Annotated in this window: 23 protein-coding genes; 13 read left to right on the top strand and 10 right to left on the bottom strand. The window is 36.2% G+C overall.

Annotation, left to right across the window (positions count from 1 at the left end; all coding sequences use genetic code 11):
• Positions 1-41 precede the first annotated feature (41 nt).
• On the bottom strand, positions 42-389 hold the full coding sequence (locus ACEYOS_RS10090; RefSeq protein WP_373710010.1) for a DoxX family protein: 348 nt from the start codon (positions 387-389) through the stop codon (positions 42-44).
• 197 nt (positions 390-586) lie between these two features.
• Between ACEYOS_RS10090 and ACEYOS_RS10085 the strand changes: the two genes are divergently transcribed.
• The 5 genes from ACEYOS_RS10085 to ACEYOS_RS10065 all read left to right on the top strand — a co-directional run bounded on the left by ACEYOS_RS10085 (position 587) and on the right by ACEYOS_RS10065 (position 7,135).
• Complete coding sequence (locus tag ACEYOS_RS10085) at positions 587-1,885, top strand: TolC family protein (RefSeq protein ID WP_373710009.1); 1,299 nt, start codon at positions 587-589, stop codon at positions 1,883-1,885.
• A 223-nt stretch (positions 1,886-2,108) separates the two neighbouring features.
• Complete coding sequence (locus ACEYOS_RS10080) at positions 2,109-3,185, top strand: efflux RND transporter periplasmic adaptor subunit (protein ID WP_373710008.1); 1,077 nt, start codon at positions 2,109-2,111, stop codon at positions 3,183-3,185.
• 45 nt (positions 3,186-3,230) lie between these two features.
• Positions 3,231-6,470, top strand: a complete 3,240-nt coding sequence (locus tag ACEYOS_RS10075) for an efflux RND transporter permease subunit (RefSeq protein WP_373797570.1) — start codon at positions 3,231-3,233, stop codon at positions 6,468-6,470.
• A 125-nt stretch (positions 6,471-6,595) separates the two neighbouring features.
• Positions 6,596-6,901 (top strand): hypothetical protein, encoded by a 306-nt coding sequence (locus tag ACEYOS_RS10070; RefSeq protein ID WP_373710006.1) that lies wholly within the window; start codon positions 6,596-6,598, stop codon positions 6,899-6,901.
• Positions 6,902-6,928: 27 nt separating this feature from the next.
• A complete protein-coding gene (locus ACEYOS_RS10065; protein WP_373710005.1) occupies positions 6,929-7,135 on the top strand; it encodes a DUF2892 domain-containing protein in 207 nt (68 codons plus the stop codon).
• 400 nt (positions 7,136-7,535) lie between these two features.
• On the opposite strand, the gene ACEYOS_RS10060 is transcribed toward ACEYOS_RS10065, so the two are convergent.
• Positions 7,536-7,859, bottom strand: coding sequence for a GIY-YIG nuclease family protein (locus ACEYOS_RS10060; protein ID WP_373710004.1), 324 nt, complete (start codon positions 7,857-7,859; stop codon positions 7,536-7,538).
• Between the two features lie 376 nt (positions 7,860-8,235).
• The gene (locus ACEYOS_RS10055; RefSeq protein WP_373710003.1) at positions 8,236-8,814 is read right to left on the bottom strand and encodes a DUF3365 domain-containing protein; all 579 of its coding nucleotides are present in this window, start codon (positions 8,812-8,814) and stop codon (positions 8,236-8,238) included.
• A gap of 184 nt (positions 8,815-8,998) precedes the next feature.
• Here ACEYOS_RS10055 and pnuC point away from each other — a divergent pair, with 184 nt between their 5' ends.
• The 5 genes from pnuC (at position 8,999) to ACEYOS_RS10030 (ending at position 14,979) form a co-directional block, all read left to right on the top strand.
• Positions 8,999-9,679 (top strand): nicotinamide riboside transporter PnuC, encoded by a 681-nt coding sequence (gene pnuC, locus ACEYOS_RS10050; RefSeq protein ID WP_373710002.1) that lies wholly within the window; start codon positions 8,999-9,001, stop codon positions 9,677-9,679.
• Between the two features lie 36 nt (positions 9,680-9,715).
• Positions 9,716-10,312, top strand: a complete 597-nt coding sequence (locus tag ACEYOS_RS10045; protein ID WP_373710001.1) for a hypothetical protein — start codon at positions 9,716-9,718, stop codon at positions 10,310-10,312.
• A gap of 197 nt (positions 10,313-10,509) precedes the next feature.
• Positions 10,510-11,286: a diaminopimelate epimerase gene (gene dapF, locus ACEYOS_RS10040; RefSeq protein ID WP_373710000.1), complete on the top strand. Its 777-nt coding sequence runs from the start codon at positions 10,510-10,512 to the stop codon at positions 11,284-11,286.
• Between the two features lie 15 nt (positions 11,287-11,301).
• Positions 11,302-12,339, top strand: a complete 1,038-nt coding sequence (gene mltG / locus ACEYOS_RS10035; RefSeq protein WP_373739022.1) for an endolytic transglycosylase MltG — start codon at positions 11,302-11,304, stop codon at positions 12,337-12,339.
• 117 nt (positions 12,340-12,456) lie between these two features.
• Positions 12,457-14,979, top strand: coding sequence for a TonB-dependent receptor domain-containing protein (locus ACEYOS_RS10030; RefSeq protein WP_373709998.1), 2,523 nt, complete (start codon positions 12,457-12,459; stop codon positions 14,977-14,979).
• Positions 14,980-15,051: 72 nt separating this feature from the next.
• Here ACEYOS_RS10030 and galE read toward each other — a convergent pair whose 3' ends face one another.
• The 4 genes from galE to ACEYOS_RS10010 are packed head-to-tail and all read right to left on the bottom strand — an operon-like array spanning position 15,052 to position 17,883.
• A complete protein-coding gene (gene galE / locus ACEYOS_RS10025) occupies positions 15,052-16,068 on the bottom strand; it encodes a UDP-glucose 4-epimerase GalE (RefSeq protein ID WP_373709997.1) in 1,017 nt (338 codons plus the stop codon).
• Positions 16,069-16,123: 55 nt separating this feature from the next.
• Positions 16,124-16,543: a transposase gene (locus tag ACEYOS_RS10020; RefSeq protein ID WP_373781457.1), complete on the bottom strand. Its 420-nt coding sequence runs from the start codon at positions 16,541-16,543 to the stop codon at positions 16,124-16,126.
• Between the two features lie 12 nt (positions 16,544-16,555).
• Positions 16,556-16,708: a hypothetical protein gene (locus ACEYOS_RS10015; protein WP_373784551.1), complete on the bottom strand. Its 153-nt coding sequence runs from the start codon at positions 16,706-16,708 to the stop codon at positions 16,556-16,558.
• 47 nt (positions 16,709-16,755) lie between these two features.
• On the bottom strand, positions 16,756-17,883 hold the full coding sequence (locus ACEYOS_RS10010; protein ID WP_373748042.1) for a DegT/DnrJ/EryC1/StrS family aminotransferase: 1,128 nt from the start codon (positions 17,881-17,883) through the stop codon (positions 16,756-16,758).
• Positions 17,884-18,273: 390 nt separating this feature from the next.
• On the opposite strand from ACEYOS_RS10010, the gene ACEYOS_RS10005 reads away from it, so the two are divergent.
• Complete coding sequence (locus ACEYOS_RS10005) at positions 18,274-19,878, top strand: S8/S53 family peptidase (RefSeq protein ID WP_373747918.1); 1,605 nt, start codon at positions 18,274-18,276, stop codon at positions 19,876-19,878.
• A gap of 151 nt (positions 19,879-20,029) precedes the next feature.
• Here the strand turns inward: ACEYOS_RS10005 and ACEYOS_RS10000 are convergent, their stop codons facing one another.
• Complete coding sequence (locus ACEYOS_RS10000; RefSeq protein WP_373709993.1) at positions 20,030-22,573, bottom strand: phosphoenolpyruvate carboxylase; 2,544 nt, start codon at positions 22,571-22,573, stop codon at positions 20,030-20,032.
• Between the two features lie 91 nt (positions 22,574-22,664).
• Between ACEYOS_RS10000 and ACEYOS_RS09995 the strand changes: the two genes are divergently transcribed.
• Positions 22,665-23,999 carry a PDZ domain-containing protein gene (locus ACEYOS_RS09995; RefSeq protein ID WP_373709992.1) on the top strand — a complete coding sequence of 445 codons (1,335 nt, stop codon included), beginning with the start codon at positions 22,665-22,667 and terminating at the stop codon, positions 23,997-23,999.
• Positions 23,989-24,528, top strand: coding sequence for a hypothetical protein (locus tag ACEYOS_RS09990; RefSeq protein WP_373709991.1), 540 nt, complete (start codon positions 23,989-23,991; stop codon positions 24,526-24,528). The genes ACEYOS_RS09995 and ACEYOS_RS09990 overlap by 11 nt, the downstream gene beginning before the upstream one ends.
• Here the strand turns inward: ACEYOS_RS09990 and ACEYOS_RS09985 are convergent.
• Both ACEYOS_RS09985 and ACEYOS_RS09980 read right to left on the bottom strand, forming a co-directional pair.
• The gene (locus tag ACEYOS_RS09985; protein ID WP_373709990.1) at positions 24,513-25,475 is read right to left on the bottom strand and encodes a L,D-transpeptidase; all 963 of its coding nucleotides are present in this window, start codon (positions 25,473-25,475) and stop codon (positions 24,513-24,515) included. The two genes, ACEYOS_RS09990 and ACEYOS_RS09985, sit on opposite strands and share 16 nt — an antisense overlap.
• Before the next feature lie 172 nt (positions 25,476-25,647).
• A complete protein-coding gene (locus ACEYOS_RS09980; RefSeq protein WP_373739207.1) occupies positions 25,648-26,640 on the bottom strand; it encodes a DMT family transporter in 993 nt (330 codons plus the stop codon).
• Between the last annotated feature and the right edge of the window lie 130 nt (positions 26,641-26,770).

The raw sequence follows: 26,770 nt of genomic DNA, 5'->3' as shown, positions 1-26,770 counted from the left end.
GCTTGAAAGTAATACACAGGCAATCAATAAATAATTCATATTTAAATAATATCCATAGCAGTTAATGCGATGAAGATGCACAGAATCAGTAATACGAGTGAAGGCAAATGTTTAATGAAAGGATTTTTAATTTTGAAATGAAAAAATTGCGCGGCTACCATAAATAATCCCATCACAATTGCGGGAATCGCAACTAAGGCAGGAAACCAAATTCCGGCGACTAATAAAGTTGCGACGGAAATCTTTGCTGCTCCTACAAAAGTTCTGGTTAAATCACTAAGAATGAATTGTTTAAATTCTTTTATGATTACGTCATATCTGAAAATCCAAACGTAGAAAACGGAGGCTGCTACGATAATTTGTGCTACAAGAACAAGAGTTGTCATCATTTTTTTTTTGTTATTGAATGTAAAAATAGTGCTTTTACTTCCATTAAAATTTATTATTATTCTTTGTGAGATATAATTATTAAAAACCAGATTACGATTTTAGTTTTTCCCGTTATTTTCACTGCATCATTCTGTGTAACCTTTGTCACTGTGCAGGATTTTTTACTGCAATACTTTTGTCATCAAATTAATAACACATGAAGAAAGTATTATTTCTACTATTGATATCGACACAATTTTTCGCGCAGGATACCATTCAAATTTCTAAAAGAGATTTAGAAACAAAAATTGAAGGTCAAAATCTTTCCGTACGATTAGCGAATGATGAAGTGAATTCTGCGCAAGCCGGTTTGCTACAAACCCGAGCAATGTATTTGCCCAACGTAACTGCTTCCTATACTGGAACTGCGACGAATAGTCCCTTGATGGCTTTTGGGTCAAAACTCAACCAATCAAGAATTACGATGATGGACTTCGATCCAGCGCAACTCAATAATCCCGATAACATTTTCAATTTCGCGACAAAATTAGAAGTCCAGCAACCGATCTTTAATAAAGATGCAGTTTACCAAAAGAAAGCAGGCGAAGTGAAAGTGGATGTTTTGAAAATAAAAGCAGAACGAACCAAAGAATATCTTAAGTATGATTTAAATAAAGCCTATCTGCAATTGCAAATGGCGTATAAAGTGGTGAAAGTTTTGGAAGAAGCAAAAAACACAACACTTGCCAACAAAAAAGTGATCGACAATTATTTCAAAAATGGCATGATCCAGAAATCTGAAGTTTTGTATATGGCGGTAAGAGTTTCGGAAATTGAAAGTCAAATTCAATATGCGAAATCGAATGTGAGAAATGCTTCAGATTACGTCTATTTTTTATTGAATGAAGATTCGGAAAATAAAGTATTTAAACCAATGGATGAATTTTCTTATCAGGAAAATATCCTGGAGCAAAATCCAAAACTCAATGAAAACAGAAAAGATCTGCAAGCGTACGAGAAAGCTTTGGAAGCTTACGATTATATGATGAAATCTGCCGATGCGAAATTTTTGCCAAAATTAAATGCCTTTGGAAGTTTTGAATTCAATGATAATAAAGTCTACAAATTCAATGGTAACGGTTATTTACTGGGACTTCAATTATCCTGGAATGTATTCGATGGGTATAAAGCCAAAAGTGAAAAGGAACTTTACAAAGCAGATCTCTCTAAAGCACAGACTGAAATTCAGCAATATCAAAAACAAAATCAGTTAGAATTGAATAAGTCTTACCGACAGGTTTTAGATGCGGACAACAAAGTTTCTTTGACCAAATTATCCTGGGATCAAAGTGCAGAAGCCTACCGAATCCGTAAAAACAGATATGATCAAGGTTTAGAAAAATCTTCTGATTTGCTTTCCGCAGAAACTCAAATGTCGCAAAAAGAACTGGAACATCAGCAAGCGATCTTCGAATATAATTCGGCGCTGGAATACTTTAAATTTTTAAAAAATTAAATGCTTTCTTAACGCAAAGACGCAAAGTTTTCTTAACAAAAATACTGTTCTCTACAACCTTTTAAGGACGCAAAGGCGTTTCACTTAGCAATGTTCGCAAGAAAATAATGAAATTACTTTAGTTCAAATTATAAAATGAAAATAGATGAGAGACGAATAGATCATAGACCAAATTCTAACCATCTATCAGTCTATTATCTATCATCTTTAAAAAAAAATCAACATGAAAATATTAGTTTACTCCGTCCTGCTTTTAGGATTAACCATGAGTTGCTCGGCAGACCAAAAAGAGGCAACACTCCAGCAGACGCCAATTCAAGTAACGGTGAATCAATCCGCCAATAATTCTGAAGGAGCGTACGCTTCTGCAAGTGGAAAATTAGTGGCGAAAAATTCAGTAAATGTCAGCACCAGAATGATGGGCTACATCACCGGAATGAAAGCCGAAGTTGGACAAAATGTTCGTGCCGGACAATTATTAGTGAGTATCAATTCCACTGATATTCAGGCAAAAGGTGGACAAGCCAATGCGCAAATTTCTCAAGCACAGGCAAGTTATAATAGTGCGAAAAAAGATTACGACCGTTTCTCCAATTTATATAAAAATCAAAGTGCGTCTCAAAAAGAACTCGATGATATGAGAGCGCGTTACGAAATGGCTCAAGCAGGGTTGCAAGCCGCTCAAGCGATGAAAAGCGAAGTGAATTCCCAATATCGATATACAAATATTACCGCGCCAATTTCCGGAGTGATAACCGAGAAATACGCTGAACAAGGCGATATGGCAAGTCCGGGAATGCCTTTGTTGACCATCGAATCTCCGTCGGCTTTGCAAGCGCAGGTTTTGGTTTCTGAGCAGAACATTACTTTAATTAAACAAGGAATGGCGGTAAAAATCACTTTGAAATCTACGAACCAAGAAGTGGCTGGAACGATTGCAGAAATCAGCAGATCCTCCGCAAACACGGGTGGTCAATATATGGTGAAAGTAAATGTTTCCAACAGTGCCAATTTGTTATCTGGAATGTTTGTCAATGTTCAGTTTCCTTTTAAAAATACGGGAAAAGTAAATCAGGATTTCCAGGAAGGTGTCATAATTCCGAAATCGGCGTTGGTAGAAAAAGGTCAGTTAACCGGAGTTTATACCGTAAGTTCACACAATACAGCCATTCTTCGTTGGGTAAAAACAGGGAAAGATATTGGCGACCAAGTGGAGATTTTATCTGGACTGAATGCCAAAGAACCGTATATCGTTTCGGCTCAAGGAAAACTCTATAATGGAGCAAAAGTAAAACAATAATCCCCTCCTAACCTCCCCAAAGGAGAGGAGTAAAAAACGAATATTATGCAACAAGGAATATCAGGACGCATTGCCGAAGTCTTTATCAATTCAAAACTATCGATCCTCTTGATGGTCGCTTTAATGGCGATTGGGATGTACAGTTCGACTTTAATACCGAGAGAAGAAGAGCCACAGATCATTGTACCAATGGCCGACGTAATGGTTGGTTATCCCGGCGCAAATCCCACGGAAGTAGAAAATCGTGTGGTGAAACCTTTAGAAAAAATCATTTCTAACATCAAAGGTGTAGAGCATGTTCACAGTATGGCAATGAACGGAAAAGCGATGATCATCGTTCAGTTTTACGTGGGCGAAGATACCGAGCGTTCGTACGTGAAACTCTACGATGAGATGATGAAAAACAAAAACATCTTTCCAAAAGGAGTTTACGAACCCTTAATTAAAACCCGTTCCATCGATGATGTCCCAATGTTGGGATTGACACTTTGGAGCGAAAAATACAGCGATTTTCAGTTAAGACAAATGACCGAAGAACTTGCTTCTGAAGTCAAAAAAATTAAAGACGTTTCCCTAACCAACGTGATTGGCGGAAGAAGTCGACAGTTGCAAGTGATCGTGGACAAAGATAAAATGGCGGAATCCAATGTGGATGCGTTGGGAATTATGCAGATGATTCAGGCCAATAACGGAAGTTCCCAATCTGGAAGTTTTACAAGCAATGATGAGGAATATTTGGTAACGACTGGTGAATTTTTAAACTCAGCCGAAGATGTTGGAAACCTGGTGATCGGAACTTCTCAAAATATGCCGGTTTATTTAAAACAAGTAGCCAAAATTGAAGACGGTCCTTCCTCTACAAAGAACTATGTGAACTTCGGTTACGGAAATGCCACAGAAAAAGGCAAGAGTTTTTTATCTGAATATCCTGCCGTAACGCTTTCTATTTCGAAAGTTAAAGGTGCCGATGCGATGCATATTTCAGAGGAAATTTTAGATCAGGTTGAATCTTTAAAGAAAACTTTAATTCCAAATGACGTGCATGTAGAAGTGACCCGAAATTACGGTGAAACGGCTTCTCATAAAGTATCTGAATTAATGTCGCACTTAGGAATTGCGATTGTTGCAGTTACTCTTTTGGTGATGTTGGCAATGGGATGGAGAGGCGGATTAGTCGTGTTCTTCTCGGTTCCCTTAACCTTTGCCTTAACGCTTTTCGCCTATTATATGTTGGGCTATACGCTGAACAGAATTACCCTTTTCGCCCTGGTTTTTGTAGTGGGAATCGTGGTCGATGACAGTATCATTATTGCAGAGAATATGCACCGGCATTTCCACATGAAGAAGTTGCCATTCAAACAAGCCGCTATTTTTGCTATTAATGAAGTTGGAAACCCGACGATTTTAGCAACATTCACGGTAATTGCAGCGATTTTACCCATGGCATTTGTATCCGGAATGATGGGACCTTACATGTCTCCGATGCCTATTGGTGCTTCGATAGCAATGTTGCTTTCTCTTTTTATTGCTTTAACAATTACGCCGTATTTAGGTTTCCATTTATTAAAAGTAAAAGAAAGCGAGGAACATAAAGAAGAGCAAGGTTTAGAATCCGGTTTCATCTATAAAATTTATAAAAAAGTAGAACAACCTTTATTAGATAGTGGTAAAAAAAGATGGACCATGCTGGGTATTACGGGAGTTTTGCTAATGATCTCCATGTTTGCTTTCGCTGCAAAATGGGTGGCGGTGAAAATGCTTCCTTTTGATAATAAAAATGAAGTTCAAGTCGTCATCGATATGCCTGATGGAACGACGCTCGAAAGAACTGCGGCGGTCACTCAAGACATTGCACAGTATCTGAAAACCGTTCCGGAAGTGGTGAATTATCAATCATATATTGGTTCCGCTTCGCCGATTACTTTTAATGGTTTGGTTCGTCATTACGATATGCGTGGAAGCAGCAATACGGCGGATATTCAGGTGAATCTTTTGCATAAAGAAGATCGGGATAATCAAAGTCATGACGTGGCTAAAATAATTCGTCCTGAAATTCACAAGATCGCGAAAAAATATGGAGCGAATGTAAAGATCGTAGAAGTTCCGCCTGGACCACCGGTTTTATCAACGATCGTTGCTGAAGTTTACGGCCCAAATTATGAAGAGCAAGTTCGAATTGCAGATGAAGTTCAGAAAATCCTGATCAATACAGACGATGTGGTCGATGTAGATTGGATGGTAGAATCTCCGCAAAATGAATTTAAAATAGTAGCAGATAAAGAAAAGGCAATGCTGAACGGTGTTGCACCTCAACAAATCGTGGGAAATCTTACTTATTTGATTGGCGAACATTCGGTCGGAAACTTATTCGATCCAAAATCTAATGATGCGGTTGATATCGTAATGAAATTAAATGACGGTGATAAAACCAGCATTTCCGACCTTACTGATTTAAAAATTAAAGGTCAGACAGGCATGGTTCCGGTAAGTGATATTGTAAAAGTTCGCCGCGAAACTTTAGAAAAATCAATTTACAGAAAAGACCAAAAACGTGTTGTTTATATTCTGGCAGATATGGCGGGTGGATTAGAAAGTCCGGCGTATGCGATTCTGGGAATGGATGAAAAACTGAAAAACATCAAACTTCCAGCGGGTTATTCCTTGAACGAATTGTACATGAATGCCCCGAAAGACGAATCAGATTACACTGTGAAATGGGATGGAGAATGGCAAATTACGTTGGAAGTGTTCCGGGATTTGGGCGTCGCTTTTTTAGTGGTGATCCTGATTATTTATATGTTGATCGTGGGTTGGTTTCAAAACTTCAAAACGCCAATTATGATGATGATCCCTATTCCACTTTCGTTGGTTGGGATTGTACTCGGACACTGGTTGTTAGGCGCTTTCTTTACCGCAACTTCCTTTATCGGAATGATTGCCTTAGCCGGAATTATGGTAAGAAACTCAATCCTTTTGATTGACTTTATAGAAATTCGTTTGAAAGAAGGAGCACCCATAAAACGAGCAATCATAGAAGCCGGAGCCGTAAGAACAACCCCGATCTTATTAACAACCGGAGCGGTTGTAATCGGAGCAGTCGTGATCTTATTCGACCCGATTTTTCAGGGATTGGCAATCTCGTTGGTTTTTGGAGCAATCGTTTCTACGCTACTGACTTTGGTTGTGATTCCATTGATTTATTATATGTCTGAAAAGAAAAAATGGCTTCACAACGAACCTGTAGAACCAGAACCAATTGTCCTCGAAGAAGACCTTCAGGATTAATTAATAAACAAAATTTGTCATTCCGCAGTATGTCATGCTGGAAGCATCGCTGCGTTGAGATTCCTTCGGAAATCGAAGATTCGGCGAAGTCAATGACAAATAATTATCAAAATAAATAACTTCTTATGAAACTATTACTCATCACAGCGATCAAGGAATTTGAAAGCGAAGTCAAAAATATCTTGGTAAAATCGGGTGCAAAATCCTTTACCTATAATTCGGTAAATGGTTATAAAAACTGCAGCAATACGAATCTCTCAGCCAATTGGTTTGCCTCTTCCTTCACCGAAACCGATTCTTTATTGTTCACGGTTTTTGTACCGAAAGAAAACACACCTTTGATCCTAAAAAAGATTGAGGAATTTAATGCAGAACAGGAAACGCTTTCGAAAGTCCATATCGCTTTAGTCGCTTTGGAGCAGCAATTTTAATTAAAAATAACTATCAAAATAAATAATATGAAAACTAGAATAATACACGCATTTGCAGGAACCATGATTTTGGCAAGTATCCTTTTATCCATTTACGTCAGCCAAAATTGGTTGTGGTTGACTGGATTTGTAGGAATTAATTTACTGCAATCTTCACTGACGAACTGGTGTTTACTGGATAAGATTTTAGGAAAATTGGGCTATACGAATGAAGGGGGTTCTTGTGGGGTTTAACCGAGAATTTGAAAATGATAAATCCCTGCAATTTAATTTGTAGGGATTTTGTCATTCCTGAGGAATCTCTGTCTTGTTTTATGTGGAGACGCTTCCAGCGTGACAAGCTCTATGGATTAGAAGTACTGTATTCCACTTTTGTTATTCCGGAGGAATCTGTGTCTGGCTAATTGTGAAGACGCTTCCGGCGTGACAAACTTTATGTACAAGAATTATTATTTCCCGTCTTTGTCATTCCGGAGGAATCTTTTACTTAGAGAAAGAGACGCTTCCAGCGTGACAAACATTGTGGTTTTGCAGCGGTCATTTTTCATTCCGGATGAATCTGTGTCTAGCCTATTGTGGAGACGCTTTCAGCGTGACAAACTTTATGAATTGGAATTATTATATTCCACCTTTGTCATTCCGGAGGAATCTCAAAATGCCAATTCAAAAACTGAAGTTCAGGATTAAAATTTCTGATCAAATCCAATTTTAATTCTCTTCGCAGATCTTTGATTTCTTTGTCCCTTGCAATGGCAAGTTGAATCCAACCAAAATGTTCGTAGTAAATTAAAAATTCGACATTGTAACGAGCAGTAAAACTTTTTGGATTTTTTTTTTCTCGATGCTCCTTTAACCTTCGTCTTATATCATTTGTTACACCGGTATATAAAACGGTCTTGTTTTTATTGGTTAAAATATAAACGTAAAAATCATAAATCCCTTCTGTAAATTCGATCATAGGTTATGTTTTCTACTAAATTAATGCATTACGGGGAAGTGGCAAGTATTTATCGACACCATTTTTATCTCCTCTTTTTATTATTTAAGAGAAATCTTTACTGAGAGACGCTTCCAGCGTGACAAAGTGTGTGGTCTAGATTATTGTATCCTACTTTTGTCATTCCGGAGGAATCTCTGTCTTTCTTGATTTGGAGACGCTTCCAGCGTGACAACTGCGTGGATAACGATTATTATATCCGTTCTTGTCATTCCGGAGGAATCCGCGTCTGGCTTATTGTGGAGACTTTTCCAGCGTGACAAAGTGTGGATGACAAAAAATAAACCGCCACAGAAATGCGACGGTCTATCTTAACAAATAAAAATATGGAAATAAACTATTTAGTTTTAATACTGATCAGTCCACGGACCTCGTTTTCTTTGTAACCTAAGGCTAAATCATTTGGATATAATTCTGCAATTTTCGCGGCTACTTTTGGTTGGATATTTTTTCCGGGTTCGCCGTGACATTGTAAACACATTACATTTGTAACCAATGGTTCATAATAATGAGTTTCGGTGCGAATTGGTTTTAAAAGTTCACCTGCTAACAATTGCTTTTTATATTGTTCAATCAATTGCAACTCTTCTGCATTAGCACCATTTTTAGGATTGCGCCTTTTATCAGAAACTCTGGAAATAGTCAAACCATGTTTATCGGACATCGATTTTGTTAAAGGCATTGCCTCTATATTACAAAATTCTAAAGCCGATTCCGGTCCGCCTTTCTGCATTTGTTCGCCTACATTTTTCATCAAAAGTTTCTTGGTTGCTGTAGCGTAACTGTGAAGTGAATCAGAACTGATTTCTGATTTTTCTGGTGCGATTACTTTGTTCGAAACTTCTGGCTTCATCACTTTATTTCCACATTGCATAAACAATATGGCAACGCCTACTAATAACAAAACTTTTTTCATTTGTAGATATTTATTTTTTTAAGGTCAAATGGTATCGCTCATTTTTAGTAGAATTTATTTACCAAATTTGGAAATGGTGATTTCATGACCTTTAATTTGATTCAAAGATAAGAATGGTTTTCAACACCATCTGTGACCGAAGTCACACATCTATTTTTTCATCGAAATTCTTATCTTTGTAAACATGAATTTCTACGATCTTTTCCTCAAACCTTACGCAACCTATGAAACCTATCAAATCGTTTTAGAAGTGATTGCTACAATATTTGGTTTGTTAAGTGTTTTCTTTTCCATTAAAAAAAATATCTGGGTTTATCCGACAGGAATCGTTTCAACCGTGCTCTACGTTTATATTCTTTATAAATTCGGACTGCTTGGTGACATGATGATCAATTTCTATTATACGGTGATGAGTATTTACGGTTGGTTTCTTTGGTCGAAAAGTTCTGAAGACAATATCCATGTTGAGGTTTCTTGGGCGACAAGAAAAGAATGGATCTTCTCTGGATTATTATTTTTCATCAGTATATTCCTTGTAACTCTTGTCTATTATTACAAACCTTTTATCGACAACCATTTCTCCATGGAAAATGTGCAACTTGGATTGTATCATCTGGATTGGGCGAACTGGTTAGATGTTTTTGTGACGGCAATTTTCCTCGTTGGAATGTGGCTTATGGCAAAACGCAAAATTGAAAACTGGATCTTCTGGATTGTGGGCGATATCATTTGTGTCCCAATGATGATTTACAAAGGTTTGGGAATTACCTCAATTCAATACTTTGTATTTACGGCGATGGCAGTTATCGGTTATTTAGAATGGAAGAAAGGACATCGACTTCAACATTCTGATGATGCAATTTAACACGAAATTGCTTCTAAAAATCAAACACTTCACGATATGAAAATTCCTATTTTAATATTAGCAGTTATTTTCGCGACCACAGGTTGTTACGAAAAATCTTCAAAAAACCAATCTTCTTCCAAGGAAACGAAAATCTTAAAGGATACCGTAACGGTTGTTAAAGAGAAAAATATTCTTAACACGATTAATAATCAGTTTCCAGATGTATCATACAAAAGTTTACCGATGGCAGATTCCACCAATTTTGATAATTATAATCACCAACAAGGAATTAAAAATGATATATTTTTTAAGAAAATTGCATTTAAAAAAGATCAACCTGAAGTAGAAAATAGCAGATTGAGATACCAACTCGATTTTTCAGAAAGATTTCAGTCAGTTGTAATTTCTTACTATCAAGGAGAACACGAACTCTTTACCACGCTAATCATTATTGGCAAAAATGATCAAATTATCGATCAGTTAGATATCGCTTATGATGAGATCGCTGAATCTGCATTTAGAAAAACGAGTTCTATCGATCAAAACAGAATAATAGTTGAAGACTGGAATTACATGACCGATGAACCGACCAAAACAGTAACTGCTTACCAGATTTCGAAGGAAGGAAAATTCAAACTAATTCCTCAATAATCATTCATTAAAGAAAGTCTGACCGATAGCTATTTTTTCACCTAAATTAAAATGAGAAATCAAAATTTATTTTTAATGGAAAAAAGCCATCAACTCCATCACAGCAAATGATACAAACTATTAGTGAGTTTAACGTATCATAAAGATTTAAGTATCTTTGCAGTCCCAAAATTATGAGGATAAAAACCTTTTATTTTATGCAAAATACCATCGACTTTTTCAAGTATCAAGGAACAGGAAACGATTTCGTCATCATTGATAATCGTGATCTTCAGTTTCCAAAAGACAAAAAAATCATTGAATCACTTTGCGACCGTCGCTTCGGTATCGGTGGCGATGGATTGATTTTATTGGAAAATGATCCCACGGCTGATTTCAAAATGGTTTATTATAATTCCGACGGAAACGAAAGCACCATGTGCGGCAACGGCGGTAGATGTCTTGTGGCGTTTGCTCATTTTCTCGACGTCTTCGAAGACCAAACAACCTTTACGGCAATCGACGGTTTACACGAAGCCGAAATTCATAATGGAATTATTAAACTGAAGATGATCGACGTGGATTCCATTAAAAATGTTGATGCCGATTTTGAATTAAATACCGGTTCTCCGCACTACGTAACCTTTGTAGAAAACGTAGATCAATATAAAGTTTTCGAAAACGGTAACAAAATCAGAAATTCTGCGTCTTATTGTCAGGAAGGAATCAATGTGAATTTTGTCGAAGAAATTTCTGAAAATGAAATCTTCATCAGAACGTATGAAAGAGGCGTTGAAGATGAAACTTTCAGTTGTGGAACAGGAGCAACAGCCGCGGCTTTGGTTTTTCTTAAAGATAAAAATCAACCTTCAGTAAACGTAAATGTCTTGGGCGGTAAGTTGAAAGTGTATGCAGATCAAGAGGGAGAAACTTTCAAAAACATCTGGTTAGAAGGTCCTGCAAAACAAGTTTTTAAAGGTAAAATCAATTTATAAATCGGTACTTAGAATATGAATAAAAGTAAAGGAATTATCGCAGTAATTGTGTTTCTACTTTTTGCCATCGGAAGTTTTTTCGGATATCAATATTATCAGAAATTTTACGGAAATAACGTAGCAAAAGAAGGTTATGTTTTGATTCCACATTCTGCTGATTTCAATTCTATTTTAGATTCTATTTCGCCTTACGTTAAAAACAAGGAACAGTTTTCCGAAGTTGCGAAGAGCAAAAACATGGATAAATTTTTCAGTGCTGGTCGATACCGAATTAAATCCGGAACGAACAATACCGATTTAGTTAACATGATCAAAGCCGGTAACCAAACTGAAAACACTTTTAGAATTGGCGATTTCTTCACCGTTTACCAAATGGTTGGGAAAGTCGCTTTAAAGACCGAACTTGATTCAATAAGATTCGCCACCGATTTAAATAAAATTGCAACTACCAAAGGATTGAACAATGCAGAAGATTTAAAAAAATATTTCTTTATTGACACTTATAATTTTTTCTGGACGGTAACGCCACAAGAATTCTTTAAGAAATTCGAAGACGATTACAATGGATTCTGGAATGCCGAAAGAAAAGCGAAAGAGCAAAGTCTGGGATTAAGTCGTGATCAGGTTTACGCTTTGGCTTCCTTAGTTTATAAAGAAACGGGAGGAAAACCAGATGAAATGAAAACGGTAGCTGGCTTGTATTTAAACCGTCACCGCAAAGGAATGAAACTGCAAAGTGATCCAACGGTGATCTATGCAGTAAGCAAAGCGAATAATTTTCAAGGCGATCCGATCAAACGGGTTTTCTTCAAACACCTGCGAGAGCCATCACCTTATAATACTTACTATTCCTCCGGAATTCCACCTGGACCAATTTGTATGGTTGACAAAAATTCTGTGGATGCAGTTTTAAATGCACAATCAAACGATTTCATTTATATGTGTGCAGATCCTGCACGATTTGGCTTTCATAAGTTTACCGCAAGCGCGGCCGAACATGCAGTGAATGCGAAGAAATATCAGGATTGGCTGAATTCTAAAAACATCAAATAAGAAACTTGAAAACATCCTGAATGCAGAATTTGGGATCTTTTAAAATTAAAAATATTAAATAAACATTTAATTTAACTTTTGTTAAAAAAAGCAATCAGTATAGCTTAAACTAAAATTATGACGAACAAAATTGAGATTTCATCAATTATTAAAAAAAGGACTTTAGGACTTGCCTTCGTTCTGGGTGCTGCGAGTTTAGCGTTTGCCCAGCAGAAAATGAATGTAAGCGGAAAAATTGTTGATCAGCAAAACAATGCTGTTCCTTATGCTTCGGTAACATTCAGCAACAAAGCAAATAAACTTTTCAGTGATGCCACATTAACGGATGATAAAGGGAATTACCAATTGGCTCTGACTCCGGGAAATTACGATATTACTATTGACGCGATCGACTTTAAGAAATCGACTTTAAATAAACAAATTTCAGCGGGTGGAAGTCTTGGAAATTTCACGGTAGGATCGGAAAGCTCTGCAACAAATGGCAGAACCAAAGATATCGAAGGTGTAGTGATTACGGCAAATGCTGTAAAACCTTACCGTGTAGAATTAGACAAAAAGGTTTACGATCCTTCTACCGATCTTATCAGTAAAGGTGGAAATCTGCAGGATGTTTTAGCAAACGTTCCTTCCGTTTCTGTAGAAACCGATGGTACGGTGTCTATGCGTGGGAACTCCAACGTAAAGTTTTTAATTAACGGAAAACCCTCTTCTATGTTGGGCATCGACAGCGGCGCCAATGGATTACAATCTATTCCAGCAGATCAAATTGAGAGAATTGAAGTCATTACCAATCCATCTTCAAAGTTTGAAGCCAGCGGAACGGCAGGGATCTTAAATATTATTTTAAAGAAATCGAAAGGAATGGGCTTCAACGGAAGCGTTACCGGAAGTTTAGGATATTTACCAAGCACCAATTTAAACACGAATCTTAGCTGGAAAAAAGGAAGCTGGACGTGGTTTTTAAATGGTGGCGGCGGTTACCGTGAAGGTGAAGGAAAAAGCGATAGTGACACTCGATTCTTTGATACTACTTCTGGAGCAACAACAAGATATTTCGAACAAAATTCACGTAATAAAAGCGAAAGTAATTTCTATAATGCAACTGCAGGTTTTGCAGTTGATTTAACCGAGAAAACTTCGATCAACTTATCGGGAATGGTTAGAAATTTTTCGAGTGAGAGCAATAATAGAGTTGATAACAATAATTATGATGCTTCGAGAATTTTAACTACCAATTCGCAAACGGCAGCTTTAGGAACCAGTACCAATCTTTCTTTGCAAGGTGATGTTGGATTAGATCATAAATTTAATGATGCAGGACACAACATCGCATTATCATTAAGTTTACAAAAAAGCAATAACGAATCAACAGAAGATTCCAGAGAGTACGATCAGTCCTATTTTAGATACGGAACTTTAGGAGATAACAGCACCATTAACAAATCAATCATCGGTAAAATCGATTATGAATTGCCCATCGGTGAGAAATCAAAAATTGAAGCAGGTTATCGAATTGATAACAATACCAATGATTACGATTTTCTAAATCGCGAAACTGATGTGAGTGCAAATTACGGAATCGTAGATGCTTACAGTGGAAATACGGTTTATGATGAAACCATCAATGCTGCTTATGCTCAATTTAAAAGTAAATTTGACAAGCTAGGTTACCAATTAGGTTTAAGAGCTGAAAATTCACAGATCAATGTTGAATATCTGAGTTTAAGCGGAAATACTTCTAACAAAAAGAAAGAATATACCGGCTTTTTTCCAAGTGTATTTTTGAGTTATGATTTAGGAAGTTCTAATAATCAATTATTATTGAATTATTCCAGAAGGATCAACAGACCTCGTTCTTGGTTCTTGATTCCTTACCCAACTTCTTTGGCAAACCGTCAGAATTTATTCCGTGGTAATGAAGATTTAGATCCATCTTACATCGATTCATTTGAATTAGGATATGCTATTCAGAAGAAAAAATTCACTATTAATCCAACTTTGTACTATAGAAAAACAACCGACGATGTGAAGTTTGTATTGTTGAGTCAGGCGATTGGATCAGATGTTTTGGTGACAAGTCCTTATAACGTCGGAAATGAAACGAGTTATGGTTTAGATTTAAACTTAACTGCAGATCTTTTCCCTTGGTATAAAATTATGGCAAGTGCAGATCTTTTTGGTTACAAATCAGAAGGCTCTTACTTTGACCCCAACAGAATGGTTGAACCACTCTCTTTTGATGGCGAAGGTTTTTCTACAAGATTAAGATTAACCAACAGTTTTAAAATTGATAAAACATTGAGCATGCAAGTTCAAGGTTTCTACAGAGGCGGTCAAAAAACGGCCTCCAGTGAAAGTAAGGACATGTATGTTTTAAATTTCGGTGCCAACAAAACGATTTGGAATAACAATGGAACCATCGCGTTTAACATCCAGGATATTCTGGGAACGAGAGGTAGAAACAGCACCAGTTTCGGTCCAGGTTATGAGAGAGATTCTTACATGCGTTGGAGCCCAAGAAGTTTCAATGTATCTTTAACTTACCGATTTAAACAAGGTGAGAAAATAGATGCACCGAAACGTAAAAAAGACATTAATGCGAATGATGCAGGTGGAGACGACCAAGGTCCACCAATGTAATAATCTTAGACTTTAGAAAAGTAAAAAATCCTGAAAATTAATTTTCAGGATTTTTTTGTCTTCATTAAAATTTTACTTTCTGGTTTCCAGATATTTCTGCCATTCCCAGGTCGTGCGCAAAGCTTCTTCCAAAGGAGTGTCGGCTTTCCAACCGAGTTCTCTTTCGGCTTTGTCAGCATTGGCATAAGCGACGGTTATATCGCCATCACGCCGGTCACAGATTTGATAAGGGACTTTTACATCGTTCGCTGTTTCGAAAGCTTCAACCACTTCTAAAACTGATGAACCTTTTCCTGTTCCCAAATTATAAATATCAATTACGGTATCTGACGTTTCCGCCATCAATTTCTGCAAGGCTTTAACATGCGCTTTTGCTAAGTCTACGACATAGATATAATCACGAACAGCGGTTCCATCTTCAGTCTCATAGTCATTTCCGAAGATCGAAAGTTTTTCCCTAATTCCGGCTGCCGTTTGAGTTACAAAAGGCACCAAATTGTTAGGTATGCCAATTGGTAATTCTCCTAACAAAGCTGTTGGATGTGATCCGATTGGATTAAAATACCGAAGTAAAGAAACTTTCTTTTGATACGCTGTGGCGAAATCTTTTAGGATCTCCTCGCCCATTTGCTTGGTTTTTCCATAAGAAGATTCTGGCATTTTCAGCGGCGTATTTTCATCAATCGGCTGTTGATCAGCCTGACCGTAAACCGTACAGGAAGAACTAAAAATAAAATTTGAAATATTTCTATTTTTAAATTCCTGAAGTATATTGATCAGAGAAAATAAATTATTTTCATAATAATCCAACGGTTTTTCCTGGCTCTCTCCTACTGCTTTAAAAGCAGCGAAATTAATACAGCCATCGATTTCATAGGCATCGAAAACCTGAGAAAGTAATTCTTTTCTTCTCAAATCAAAAGGAAAGAAAACGGGTCTTTTTCCGGCCACTTTTTCAATATTATCGAGGATAAATTTTTCCGAATTCGACATATCATCAACAATGATGACTTGAAAATTATTTTTTAAAAGTTCTACCACCGTGTGGGAACCGATGTAACCGAGACCGCCGGTAACGAGTATTGTCATATTTTTTTATTTGTACTTTGTCAAAGTTTAAGACTTTGACAAAGTTTTTTAGATTTTAAATTTCAAATTGGCTCCTATCAATCTTCTTTTGATGACAACTTATAAAATTTTCTTTATCATCAAATAATGCAAGAATCTCATTCCTCGAAATCGAAGTTTCAACGTTAGAAATAACTGCTTTATAAGATGAAAATTTGTAGTTCTGAAAATCTTTAGGATTTTGATGAATATAAATAATCAAATTTCTCAGATATTCTTCAGAACCAATTCTAATTCTCTTAAAAGGCGACTCCAATAAAGGACCGCTTCTACTATAAACTTTATTAAATGCCTGTGTATAACTGCTGAATAATCTAGCTAATGACTTGCTGTAAACAGATTCCTCACAATGCAGACCTTTGATAGAAGTATTAACTTTTGAACTTATTAAAATATTGGATTTAGGTCTCAAAATAAAATGAAAATGATTTGGCATTAAACAATATCCTTAAATTTCGAAAAAAGGTAAAACATATCGTTCCGTTTTTTTCAAAAAGAATGACATATTTTCCTTATTGAAGAAGATCAAATTGGAGTTTACTCCTCTATTAAAAATATGATAGAGATAATCGGTTTCCAAGATGTCTTCTCTTATTTTCATTTTTAAACTTTGTCAAAGTTCTTAACTTTGACAAAGTAGATTCAAAATTACTTATTCATAAACTCCAAAACCGCGTCCGAAATATATTTCAATTGCTCATCATCTAATTCGGTATGCATTGGCAATGAAATAACTTGTTCTAAAAGTTTGTCGGTATTTACAAAATCAGCATCATTACTATCCTGGAAATAAGCTTTTTGTTTTCTTAGAGCAACAGGATAATAGATCATCGCGGGAACTTCCTTATCGGTTAAGAATTTCTGCAAATCATTTCTTTTTCCGCCGAGAATTCTCAAAGTATATTGATGAAAAACGTGCGAAGAATAATCTGCTCTTTTCGGAGTTAGAATTTCTGCACTATCGGCAAATGCTTCATCATAATAATCAGCTGCTTTTCTTCGCGCTTCATTATAAGTATCTAATAAAGTCAGTTTTTTTCTTAAAACCGTCGCCTGAATACTGTCTAAACGGGAATTCACGCCTACTTCATCGTGGTAATATCTTTCGTACATTCCGTGATTCACAATTCCTCGAATTTTATGAGCAAGTTCATCATCATTGGTGAAAATCGCACCACCATCACCATAACATCCTAAATTTTTAGAAGGAAAAAATGATGTAGTTCCCAAAATTCCCATCGTTCCGGATTTCTTCACGGTTCCGTCTGAAAAAGTAAATTCTGAGCCAATTGCTTGCGCATTATCTTCAATAACGTGAATGTTATGTTCGTAGGCAATACTTAAAATTTCTTCCATGTTGGAACATTGTCCAAAAAGATGAACCGGAATGATCGCTTTCGTTTTCGAGGTAATGGCCGCTTTCAATTTCTCAGTATCCATGGTGAAAGTGTCGTAATCTACGTCGACTAAAACTGCTTTCAATTTTAATAAATGAATTACTTCTACCGTCGCTGCAAAAGTGAAATCAGCGGTGATCACCTCATCACCTTCCTGTAAATTCAGAGCCATGAGTGCAATTTGCAAAGCATCCGTTCCATTTGCACAAGGAATTACATGTTTTACATCAAGGTAAGTTTCTAATTCGGACTGAAAAAATTTGACTTCAGGACCGTTGATAAAGGCGGCCGTGTTCATCACATTCAGCACTGCATTATCAACATCAGGTTTTATTTTATAATATTGACTTTGAAGGTCAACCATCTGAATCTTTTTCATATGAAAATTTTATTGGATTTTATTGATCGTACGCAATCACCCATTCTCACCTCTGTTTTTGACAGCATTTGATAATAGCGATTTCATAAACCAAATATTTCCTCAAATTTACTAAAATTAAGTTTTTTAAAAAATTAAAAGAGCGTAATGTTTATTTTAAGTTGAGTCGAACTCTTATCAATTTAAAGAATATTAAATAGGGAATAAAGTTTTGATCAATACACTTTAAGTATAATTAAAAAGAGTCATTTTATTCCTTTATATAAGGAATTTAAATTATTAAAATATATTTAGATTAATTATTTCTTTATTAAATTGAAAATAAACAAATCAAAATAATATCAATTTTAGACAAATTGTTTATTTTTGTTATACTTTAATAATTTAAAAATGAGAAAAAATCTATCCCTATTTATTCTTTTTCTGTTTGCGCTCACCAATGCACAAACGGAACTTGTTTTTGTCTTCTTTAAAGACAAGCCGAATAAAGCAGCATTTTATGCAAATCCACTTTCTGAATTAACTCAAAAATCTTTGGATCGACGGACAAAATATGGTATCACCTTAAATGATCAAGATGCACCAATCGAACAAAGCTACATTCAAAACATCACCAACCTGGGTTATACGGTCAAAGATTATTCAAAATGGATGAATGGTGTAGCGGTGAATGCAACTACTGACCAAATCGCAGAGCTTCAAACGCACCCCTATGTTCTTTCGGTAGAACGATTTATCAAACATCCTGATGGTGGAAAAGTCACGGGTAAAAAGGTCAATAAATTTGAAGAGTTCAATAACACTTTAGGTAAAACGACTTTTAATTACGGATCGGGTTTAGCGCAAATCGATCAGGTGAATCTTCGTCCGCTGCATATTGCAGGTTTTACTGGAACTGGAGTTACGATTGCAGTAATCGACACTGGATTTCCAAGAGTAAATACCGGTTCAGTTTACGCAAGAATCAGAAATAATGGTCAAATAAAAGGTGGTTATAATTTCATCAATAAAAGCACTGATATTTATAGCACTTCATTAAATAACCACGGCTCCTACTGTTTGGGTACGATTGCCGCTTACGTTGAAAACAGTTTTGTTGGAACTGCGCCAGATGCCGATTTTTATCTATATGCCACTGAAGACGCAGAAAATGAAATCCCGGAAGAACAGCTTTACTGGACCGAAGCTGCCGAAGAAGCAGACCGTAAAGGAGTTGATGTCATCACTACTTCTCTTGGTTATTACGATTATGATGATCCCAGATACAATATGGTGTATGCTGATATGACGGGAACTTCTTCGTTTATCGCGAGAACTGCACAGATTGCTACTGAGAAAGGAATTTTCGTTCTGGCAGCTGCCGGAAATGAAGCTTTAAAAGCCTGGCATTACATCATTACTCCAGCGGACAATGCGAAAGTATTTACGGTCGGTGCGGTGACTTCAACTGGAGCAAGTTCTTCGTTTTCTTCTTTTGGACCTAACGCGGTTGGACACATCAAACCTGATGGAAGTACGAGAGGAAGTTCTACCTATATGGGATATAATAATTCGGTAACAAGCAGCAGTGGAACTTCATTTGCCACACCACTCGCCGCTGGTGGTGTTGCCTGTCTTATTCAGGCTTCTCCAACAAAACCTGTAGATGAGCTCAGCAATTTGTTGCGTCAAAATGCATCTCTTTATCCAGCCAATGATCCACAAAAAGGATATGGAATTTTGAATTTCGGCAAAGCCTGGAATACAACTTTAGCCACGACAAATCCCGGCACAAAATCAATGTTGCAGATTTATCCTAATCCTGTCGCAAAAACATTTACCATTAAAACAGACGAGAAAATTATTTCTGTAGAATTGTATGATACTTTAGGTCGAAAAGTTCAATCACTAAAAAATGAGAAAATCAATAATATCGAAAGATGGTCCAGTGGAGTTTATTTTGTAAAAGTACAAACCGACAAAAACCAATACATCGAAAAATTGATTAAAGAGTAAGGATTTTATATCACCAAAAGATTATTTGGATATTTCTATTTCTGTAGGAAATCTTAATCCTCTTAACTCCTTAACAAAACCTTAATGGTTAAATTTAAAAATATAAAACCTTATAAAAAAGACCTTCATTTTCCGAAGGTTTTTTTTTGGTTTAAGCCGAATTTCGACTTGCATTAATATTTCCAAAGAGTGATCGCATGACGAGCTTTTCGTAAGCCGAACGATTGCCTTCTTCTTTTTGAATTTTAATTAAAGCGTATTGTTGTATACTCAAAAGTGGCAATACAATCTTTTCCCGAATCTTTACTGACATTCTTGAAAGCGGTTCTTCTTCCATCAACTCCTGGAATCCAGTCAGTTCGAGCATCATTGATTTTGAAAGCTGATATTCATCAAAAAGGATCATCCAAAATTCGCCGAATTTTTCATTTTTCTTCATGTAAGAAGTTAGTGGGAAATAAGATTTATTCATGCTCATCATTGAATTTAAGACCAATGTTTTAAAGAAGTCTGAACCTTTGTACAAACTTTTGACCTCATCAAATCGACCTTGACTTTTCAACTCTTGCAGTGCAAATCCGAACCCGAAGAATCCTGGAACATTCTGCTTGAGTTGACTCCAGGAACCTACAAACGGAATGGCACGTAAATCTTCAAATTTGAGTTCGCCACCTGCGCCACGTTTCGTTGGCCGACTGCCGATATTGGTTTTTCCGTAATATTCGAGCGTACTCATTTCCTGTAAGTAAGGAACAAATCGTGGATGTGCTTTTAAAGCTGAATACTTTTCATAGCTGATTTCAGCTAATTCTTCAATCAGCTTTCTTTCTTTTTCTGTCAAATCTTTTTTAGCATTTTTAAAAACGTCATTTTCAATTCCAGCCGTCAGCAACTGTTCGAAATTATATTTTGCCTGATCTTTATTTCCAAAGACGCTTGTGATTGTTTGTCCCTGAACCGTCAATTCAATCTGATGATTGGCGATCGTTTTCCCTTGTGAAGCGTAGAAATCATGCGTTTTACCACCACCTCTTGCTGGCGGTCCACCGCGACCGTCAAAGAAAATAACTTTAATTCCGTACTCGTCAGAAACCTTGGTGAGCTGTTCTTTGGTTTCATATATTTCCCAGTTCGCTTTCAGATAACCGCCATCTTTTGTTCCATCAGAAAAACCAAGCATAATTGTTTGGGCAGATTTTCTTCTTTCCAAATGTTTGTTATAAACCGGCATTTCATACAATTGTTTCATCACCTTTTGTGCGCGGTCTAAACCTTCCATCGTTTCAAAAAGTGGTACAATATCGATATTGATTTCCTCTTCTCGATAACCGCAAAGTCTGAATAATGTGAAAACATTCAACACTTCTTTAACTGCTTCTGAGTTTGAAATAATATAGCGATGCAGGCCACGTTCTCCGTTCTTTTGCTGGATTCCTTTTACATTACAAATGTTTTGTAAAGTATCTCTTGTAATTCCCTCAAAATCATTTGGATTCAGAATAACATCAGTGTTTATCAACCAATCTAATTTTTCCTGATCAGAAACCATATCGATATTTAAATCCGAATGTCTACTGATAATTTCGTCGATAATTTGCTGATGAACCCGACTGTCTTGACGGATATCCAAAGTCGCGAAATGAGTACCGAAAATTTTAACGCGATCTTTAAAATCTTCTAAAATATTTTTAAAAAGTCCGTTGTGCTGGTCGATAAGGATCTTTTCTGCAAGCTTTATTTTCGTTAAAATTTCATCTGAAGAAATATCAACTTCCTCTTTAAAAATAGCCTCGTACAAATCATCACTTAAACCATCTAAGATTTCAGAAACTCCACGGAAACTCAATCTTCTTCGGATCTTTTTTAAATGTGCATAGTAAGATTTTAAAATAGATAGATGTAGTTCCTGAGCAACCTGTTGCGTAATCTCAGCGGTAACAAACGGATTTCCATCACGGTCTCCACCAGGCCAAAATCCCATTTGAATTAAATCCTGTGCAGGCGTGAAAGTTTGCGTTTCGAAAGAGTTTTTTACTTTTTTATACAATTCACCAATGGTATCATAATAAACGTAACGAAGATAAAAAATAATGCTCAACGCTTCGTCTAATGGTGACGGTTTTTCTTTATTAAGAAATGGTGTTTTACCTAACTGCTGCAAAAGAGTATCAATTTCGGTAATCGAGTCATTGGTAATTGCAGTACGTAAATCGTGTAAGATCCTTTGAACAGAATTGGGATAAAACTGAGTCGGATGGGCGGTAAAAACAACTTTAATGGCAAAGTCTTTCAGCTTTTTTCTGGTCGCATCTAATTGATGTTCCTGGAGCGCGCGCTCATGAAGTTGAAGAACGGTCCCAGCATCGCTGTCAGAATGTAACTTTGGGAAAGCAGCGTCCTCAATACTGTCGTATAAAACTACTTGCCTTTCGATATACTGAATGATTTTAAAAAGCAATTCGGTTTTCAGCTCTTCTGTTTTCAGTTCGGTATGTTTGCTAAAAAAAGATTCTACAATTTCCTCGGGACTTTTGCCCGCTTCATAACCCACTTTACTTTCCTCATATAAAAAAGGGAGCAGCATGCCGATGTTCGACATTTTATCGTAAGGCAAACTCATGAAAAGAGAGTTGTAAATCTGGAACTTATTCTCGACCAGTTGGCGGAATTTTTCTTTTTTTTCTTCGTGTAGCATCCAACAAATTTAGGATTTTTTAATTCTTAAAAACATTTAAAAAGCAAATAAAAAGAAGTTCACTTTCAGTTGGAATTTGTATCTTCATTAGATGAAATTTCTAAAGATTTTCTTTCTTTTCCTATATAGCTTATCTTTTTCGCAAAACGGATTTGAAATTTCTCATCCTAAGAAAGCAGTGATCCCTTTTAAATTAATCAATAACCTGGTTTTTATTCCACTTAATATTAATGGAGTTGATCTGACTTTTTTACTGGATTCGGGCGTGAATGAAACGATTCTCTTTAGTTTAGATAATAAAGAAATTAACTTTAATGAAGTAGAAAAAATAAAATTCTCTGGTCTCGGTGAAAGTATGGATATAGAAGGATTGAAATCTGAAAAAAATATTGTCTCGATAGGGAAAGATTATAAAGATTCTCAACATATGCTATTCATTATTTTAGATGAAAGCATTAATTTTTCTTCGCATGTAGGCATTCCCGTGAATGGAATTATTGGTTATCATTTCTTCAAAAATCACCCGATTGAAATCAACTTTACGACAAAAAAAATTACCGTTTACAATGATGAAAAAACGGTTAATAAAAGACAAAAAAGATTTACAGAATTCCCAATGACCATTGAAGGAAATAAGCCCTACCTCATGGCAGAGGTGGAAATGACCGACAAAAAAGTGCCGTCCAAAATGCTGGTCGATCTAGGAAATAGTGATGCTGTTTGGTTGTTCCCCAAAGTGATTGAGGACTTCGAATACAACCGCCCGAATATTGAGGATTATTTAGGTCGTGGTTTTAACGGAGATATTTTCGGAAAGAGAAGTAGAATTCACAGTTTGTCTTTGGGGAAATTTAGTTTTAAACAGCCGCTTACTGCCATGCCTGATGAGTATTCCATTCAAAATCTAAAAATTGTTCCCAATCGGAAAGGATCGATTGGGAGTGATATTTTGCGTCGATTTACAGTCATCTTTAATTATCCTGATAAGAAGTTATTCTTAAAAAAGAATCAAAATTATAACGATCCTTTTCAATTCAACAGCAGCGGTCTCGACATTCAGCAAGATGGGATGACCTGGGAAAAAGATATGGTGATTATTGAAACTAAAAAAACCCTTAGAAGTCTTGACGGAACTCCAATTTCAGAATCACCTGAGAAGTTTCAATATAATTTTGTGCTCAAACCGAAATTCACGGTGGCAGGTTGCCGGAAAGATTCGCCATGTTATGTTGCAGGCATTCGTAAAAATGATCAGCTAATATCGATTGATAAAAAAACCGTTGGTGACATGAGCATGCAGAAAATAAATGATTATTTTAAAGAAGATGACGGTAAAAAAATATTCATACAAGTAGAGCGTGAAGATCAGATTCTGAACTTTATCATTACCTTACAAGACCCTATTCCCTACCAAAATGCAAATTGAAGAAACCACCATCGATCATATTCGCTCGAGACCGCGATTTAAAATATTCACCGATATCTCTCGGGAAGAATACACCGTTTATTTAAAAAGTTTTCTGAAAGAACGGGACCAAGAATTTAGCGGAAACATCAACAATGAAGCTTCTCTGATAACAGTAAAAACTACAGAGGATAATTACTGGAAACCTAATCTTGCATTAAGAACGGAGATCGACGCAGAAGAAAATAAAACGGTTATTCGTGGAATTTTTGGTCCCTCAGCTGCGGTCTGGACTTTCTTTATGTTTCTGAATTTCATTTTTGGAATTTCGTGGATGCTCGGGATCACGATTTGGTATGTTGAAAAACAGATTAAAAGCAACGATTTTCCCTGGGCATTTAGTTTCTCAATCATTATGCTGGTTTGCCTGGCACTCACTTTTACAGCCGCACGTTTCGGAAAATGGAAAGGTAAAAAACAGATGCAGCAGCTTCGCGAATTTGCGGAGGAATCAATCCGGAAATTTGAAACCTATCAAGCCGAAGGTTGAGTGGTATTTTGAGCCGATACCACTGTATTTCTTTTTGCCTGCTCTTCCAGAATTTTAGCCAGATCAGGTTTAATCACAGCATTCATTTCTTCCACAGAAATGTTGTTTGATTGTGCATCGTTACTCAGATTTTTCCAAGGTTTTTTTCCGCCCCATTGATAATCGCCAAAAACAATTACAGGAGTTCCATTTGCTTTCACTGTGGCGCCACCTTTATTTAAAATCCACTGATCTGCCCACTTGTACAAAAATTTCGCATCGTCCATCGTTAGTCGTAAACAGGAGTGTGAAGCTGGATATCCTGGTAAATCATATTGATGCCAACCTATTCCTAAAGTATTATGAACATTAAAATTGTACGGTAATTTCCAATCGCTGTCTACGGTCGAAATCGCAAGTTCTTTTTTCCAATTGGTAAACATTAGACCTCTTTTGGTCTGAGCCGTTTTGTGTCCCATACTGGTCGGTCCCCATTTAATTAAAGCACCATTTTCATACAAAGCATAGGCTTGAATGGGATAGGAGAAGAAAACGATTTTGCTGACTTCTTTTAATTGGTCTAAAGTTCTTGGGAACGGAGAATAGGACATTAATGTTGCATCGATCTTATCTGGAATCATCAAAGTATCTGCACGCCATTTATTCTTTAAATCGAGACGGTTCAAGGATAAAATTACAGTTTGCTCCTCTTTTGAAAACTGGTCGTTAAAAACGGCCATCGCCGAATCTCTTTTGTTTTTTGGAAAAATAAAAGGTTGATAAACAATGGTGTTTTTCTTAATAGAATCCTGAATTAGAGAATCTTTTTTAACAAGCGCTAAAGAATCATTCTTTTTAGTTGGAACATCTTGAGTCTGAACTTTGTCTTTTTCACATTGTACTGCAATAGAAATGGTCAAAACCAAAAGGGTTAGGTTGACGAGCTTTTGAGGAGAAAGTTTGAACATGGTTAATTTTAAATCGGCAGGTAGTTTACAATAAAAGTGCCATCAGCAAAGGTACTGAGTCTATTTTAAAGTAAATATTTAAAATTTAATTAAAACCAATTTACATTTTTTTTCTAAATGACTTAAAACGAGGAATCTTCGTCCATCGTAATTTCGTCAATTGAATTTCAAATTACTTTTCTATTCTAATATAATCAGGCTGTAAATCCTTTTTCTTTGAAGGTAAATTCATCAAAACGATTGCAAAAAGTATTAAGATAATTCCCATCCACTGAATTAAAATTACCTGCTCACCCAATAGAATAAACGCCATAGTTACGGAAACCGGAAGTTCAATGGATGAGATAATACTTCCCAATCCTAAACCTGTTTTCGGAAATCCAAGATTGAATAAAGTCGGTGGAATAATCGTCCCGAATAGCGCCAGGATAAAACCGTACGTATAAAATATCGAAAAATTAAACGGTTTGATGTGGGCCGTATTATCGGTAAAATTTAAATAAAATTCTTTTAAAACATCAAAATGCAAAGGACCAATTTGGGCGAAGAAAAGGAAAATAAATATGATGACTGCTCCACCAGAAAGCATAATCAAACTTTTCTTCAATACGGGAATGTGAGTTGCAATTTTGTTTGAAGTGAACATCGTGATGCTAAAAGAAGATGCTGCCATTAATCCCCAAAAGATTCCGTGCAGATCTAATTTAACATCTAAATTAATCATATTGGTGGCGAAAAAAGTTCCAATCAAAACAATAATGGTAGCCACGACTTTCTTAGCATTCGGAAACTTTTTCGATATCACACTTTCGACCACAACACTGAACCAAACCGACTGCATCAATAATACGATCGCAATCGACACATTGATATACTGCACACATAAATAATAGAATAAACTCGTACAGCCTAAAGAAGTTCCGGCCAACATCAACATTTTAATTTCTCTGGAAGTTGGTTGAGCAAGTGGTTGTTTAGAGGTTTTTCTTTGTATTAAATTTAAGATCAACAAACCTGTTAATCCTAAAACAAATTGTGCGGTAGTTACTTCTGAAGTAGTGTATCCATCTTGATATGAAAGCTTAACAAAAGTAGCCAACATGCCGAAAATACTTGCACCCAGCGCAACATACAACACCCCTTTTAACATATTTTTCTTCTCCATATTTTTTTTCAGCTCGCAAACTTACGAATTTATAAATTTGCAGACTTACTTAATAGGAAAACTATAAAGTTTCTATCAAAAGGTTCCGTGGTCGATAGACCGACTTTTCGAAAAAGAATTTATCTTTACG

It is taken from the genome of Kaistella sp. (assembly GCF_041824135.1).
In the GTDB taxonomy this organism is placed as follows: Bacteria; Bacteroidota; Bacteroidia; order Flavobacteriales; family Weeksellaceae; genus Kaistella.
Note: the sequence above shows the minus strand (reverse complement) of the source record. Positions and strands in the feature narration are given on the sequence as shown.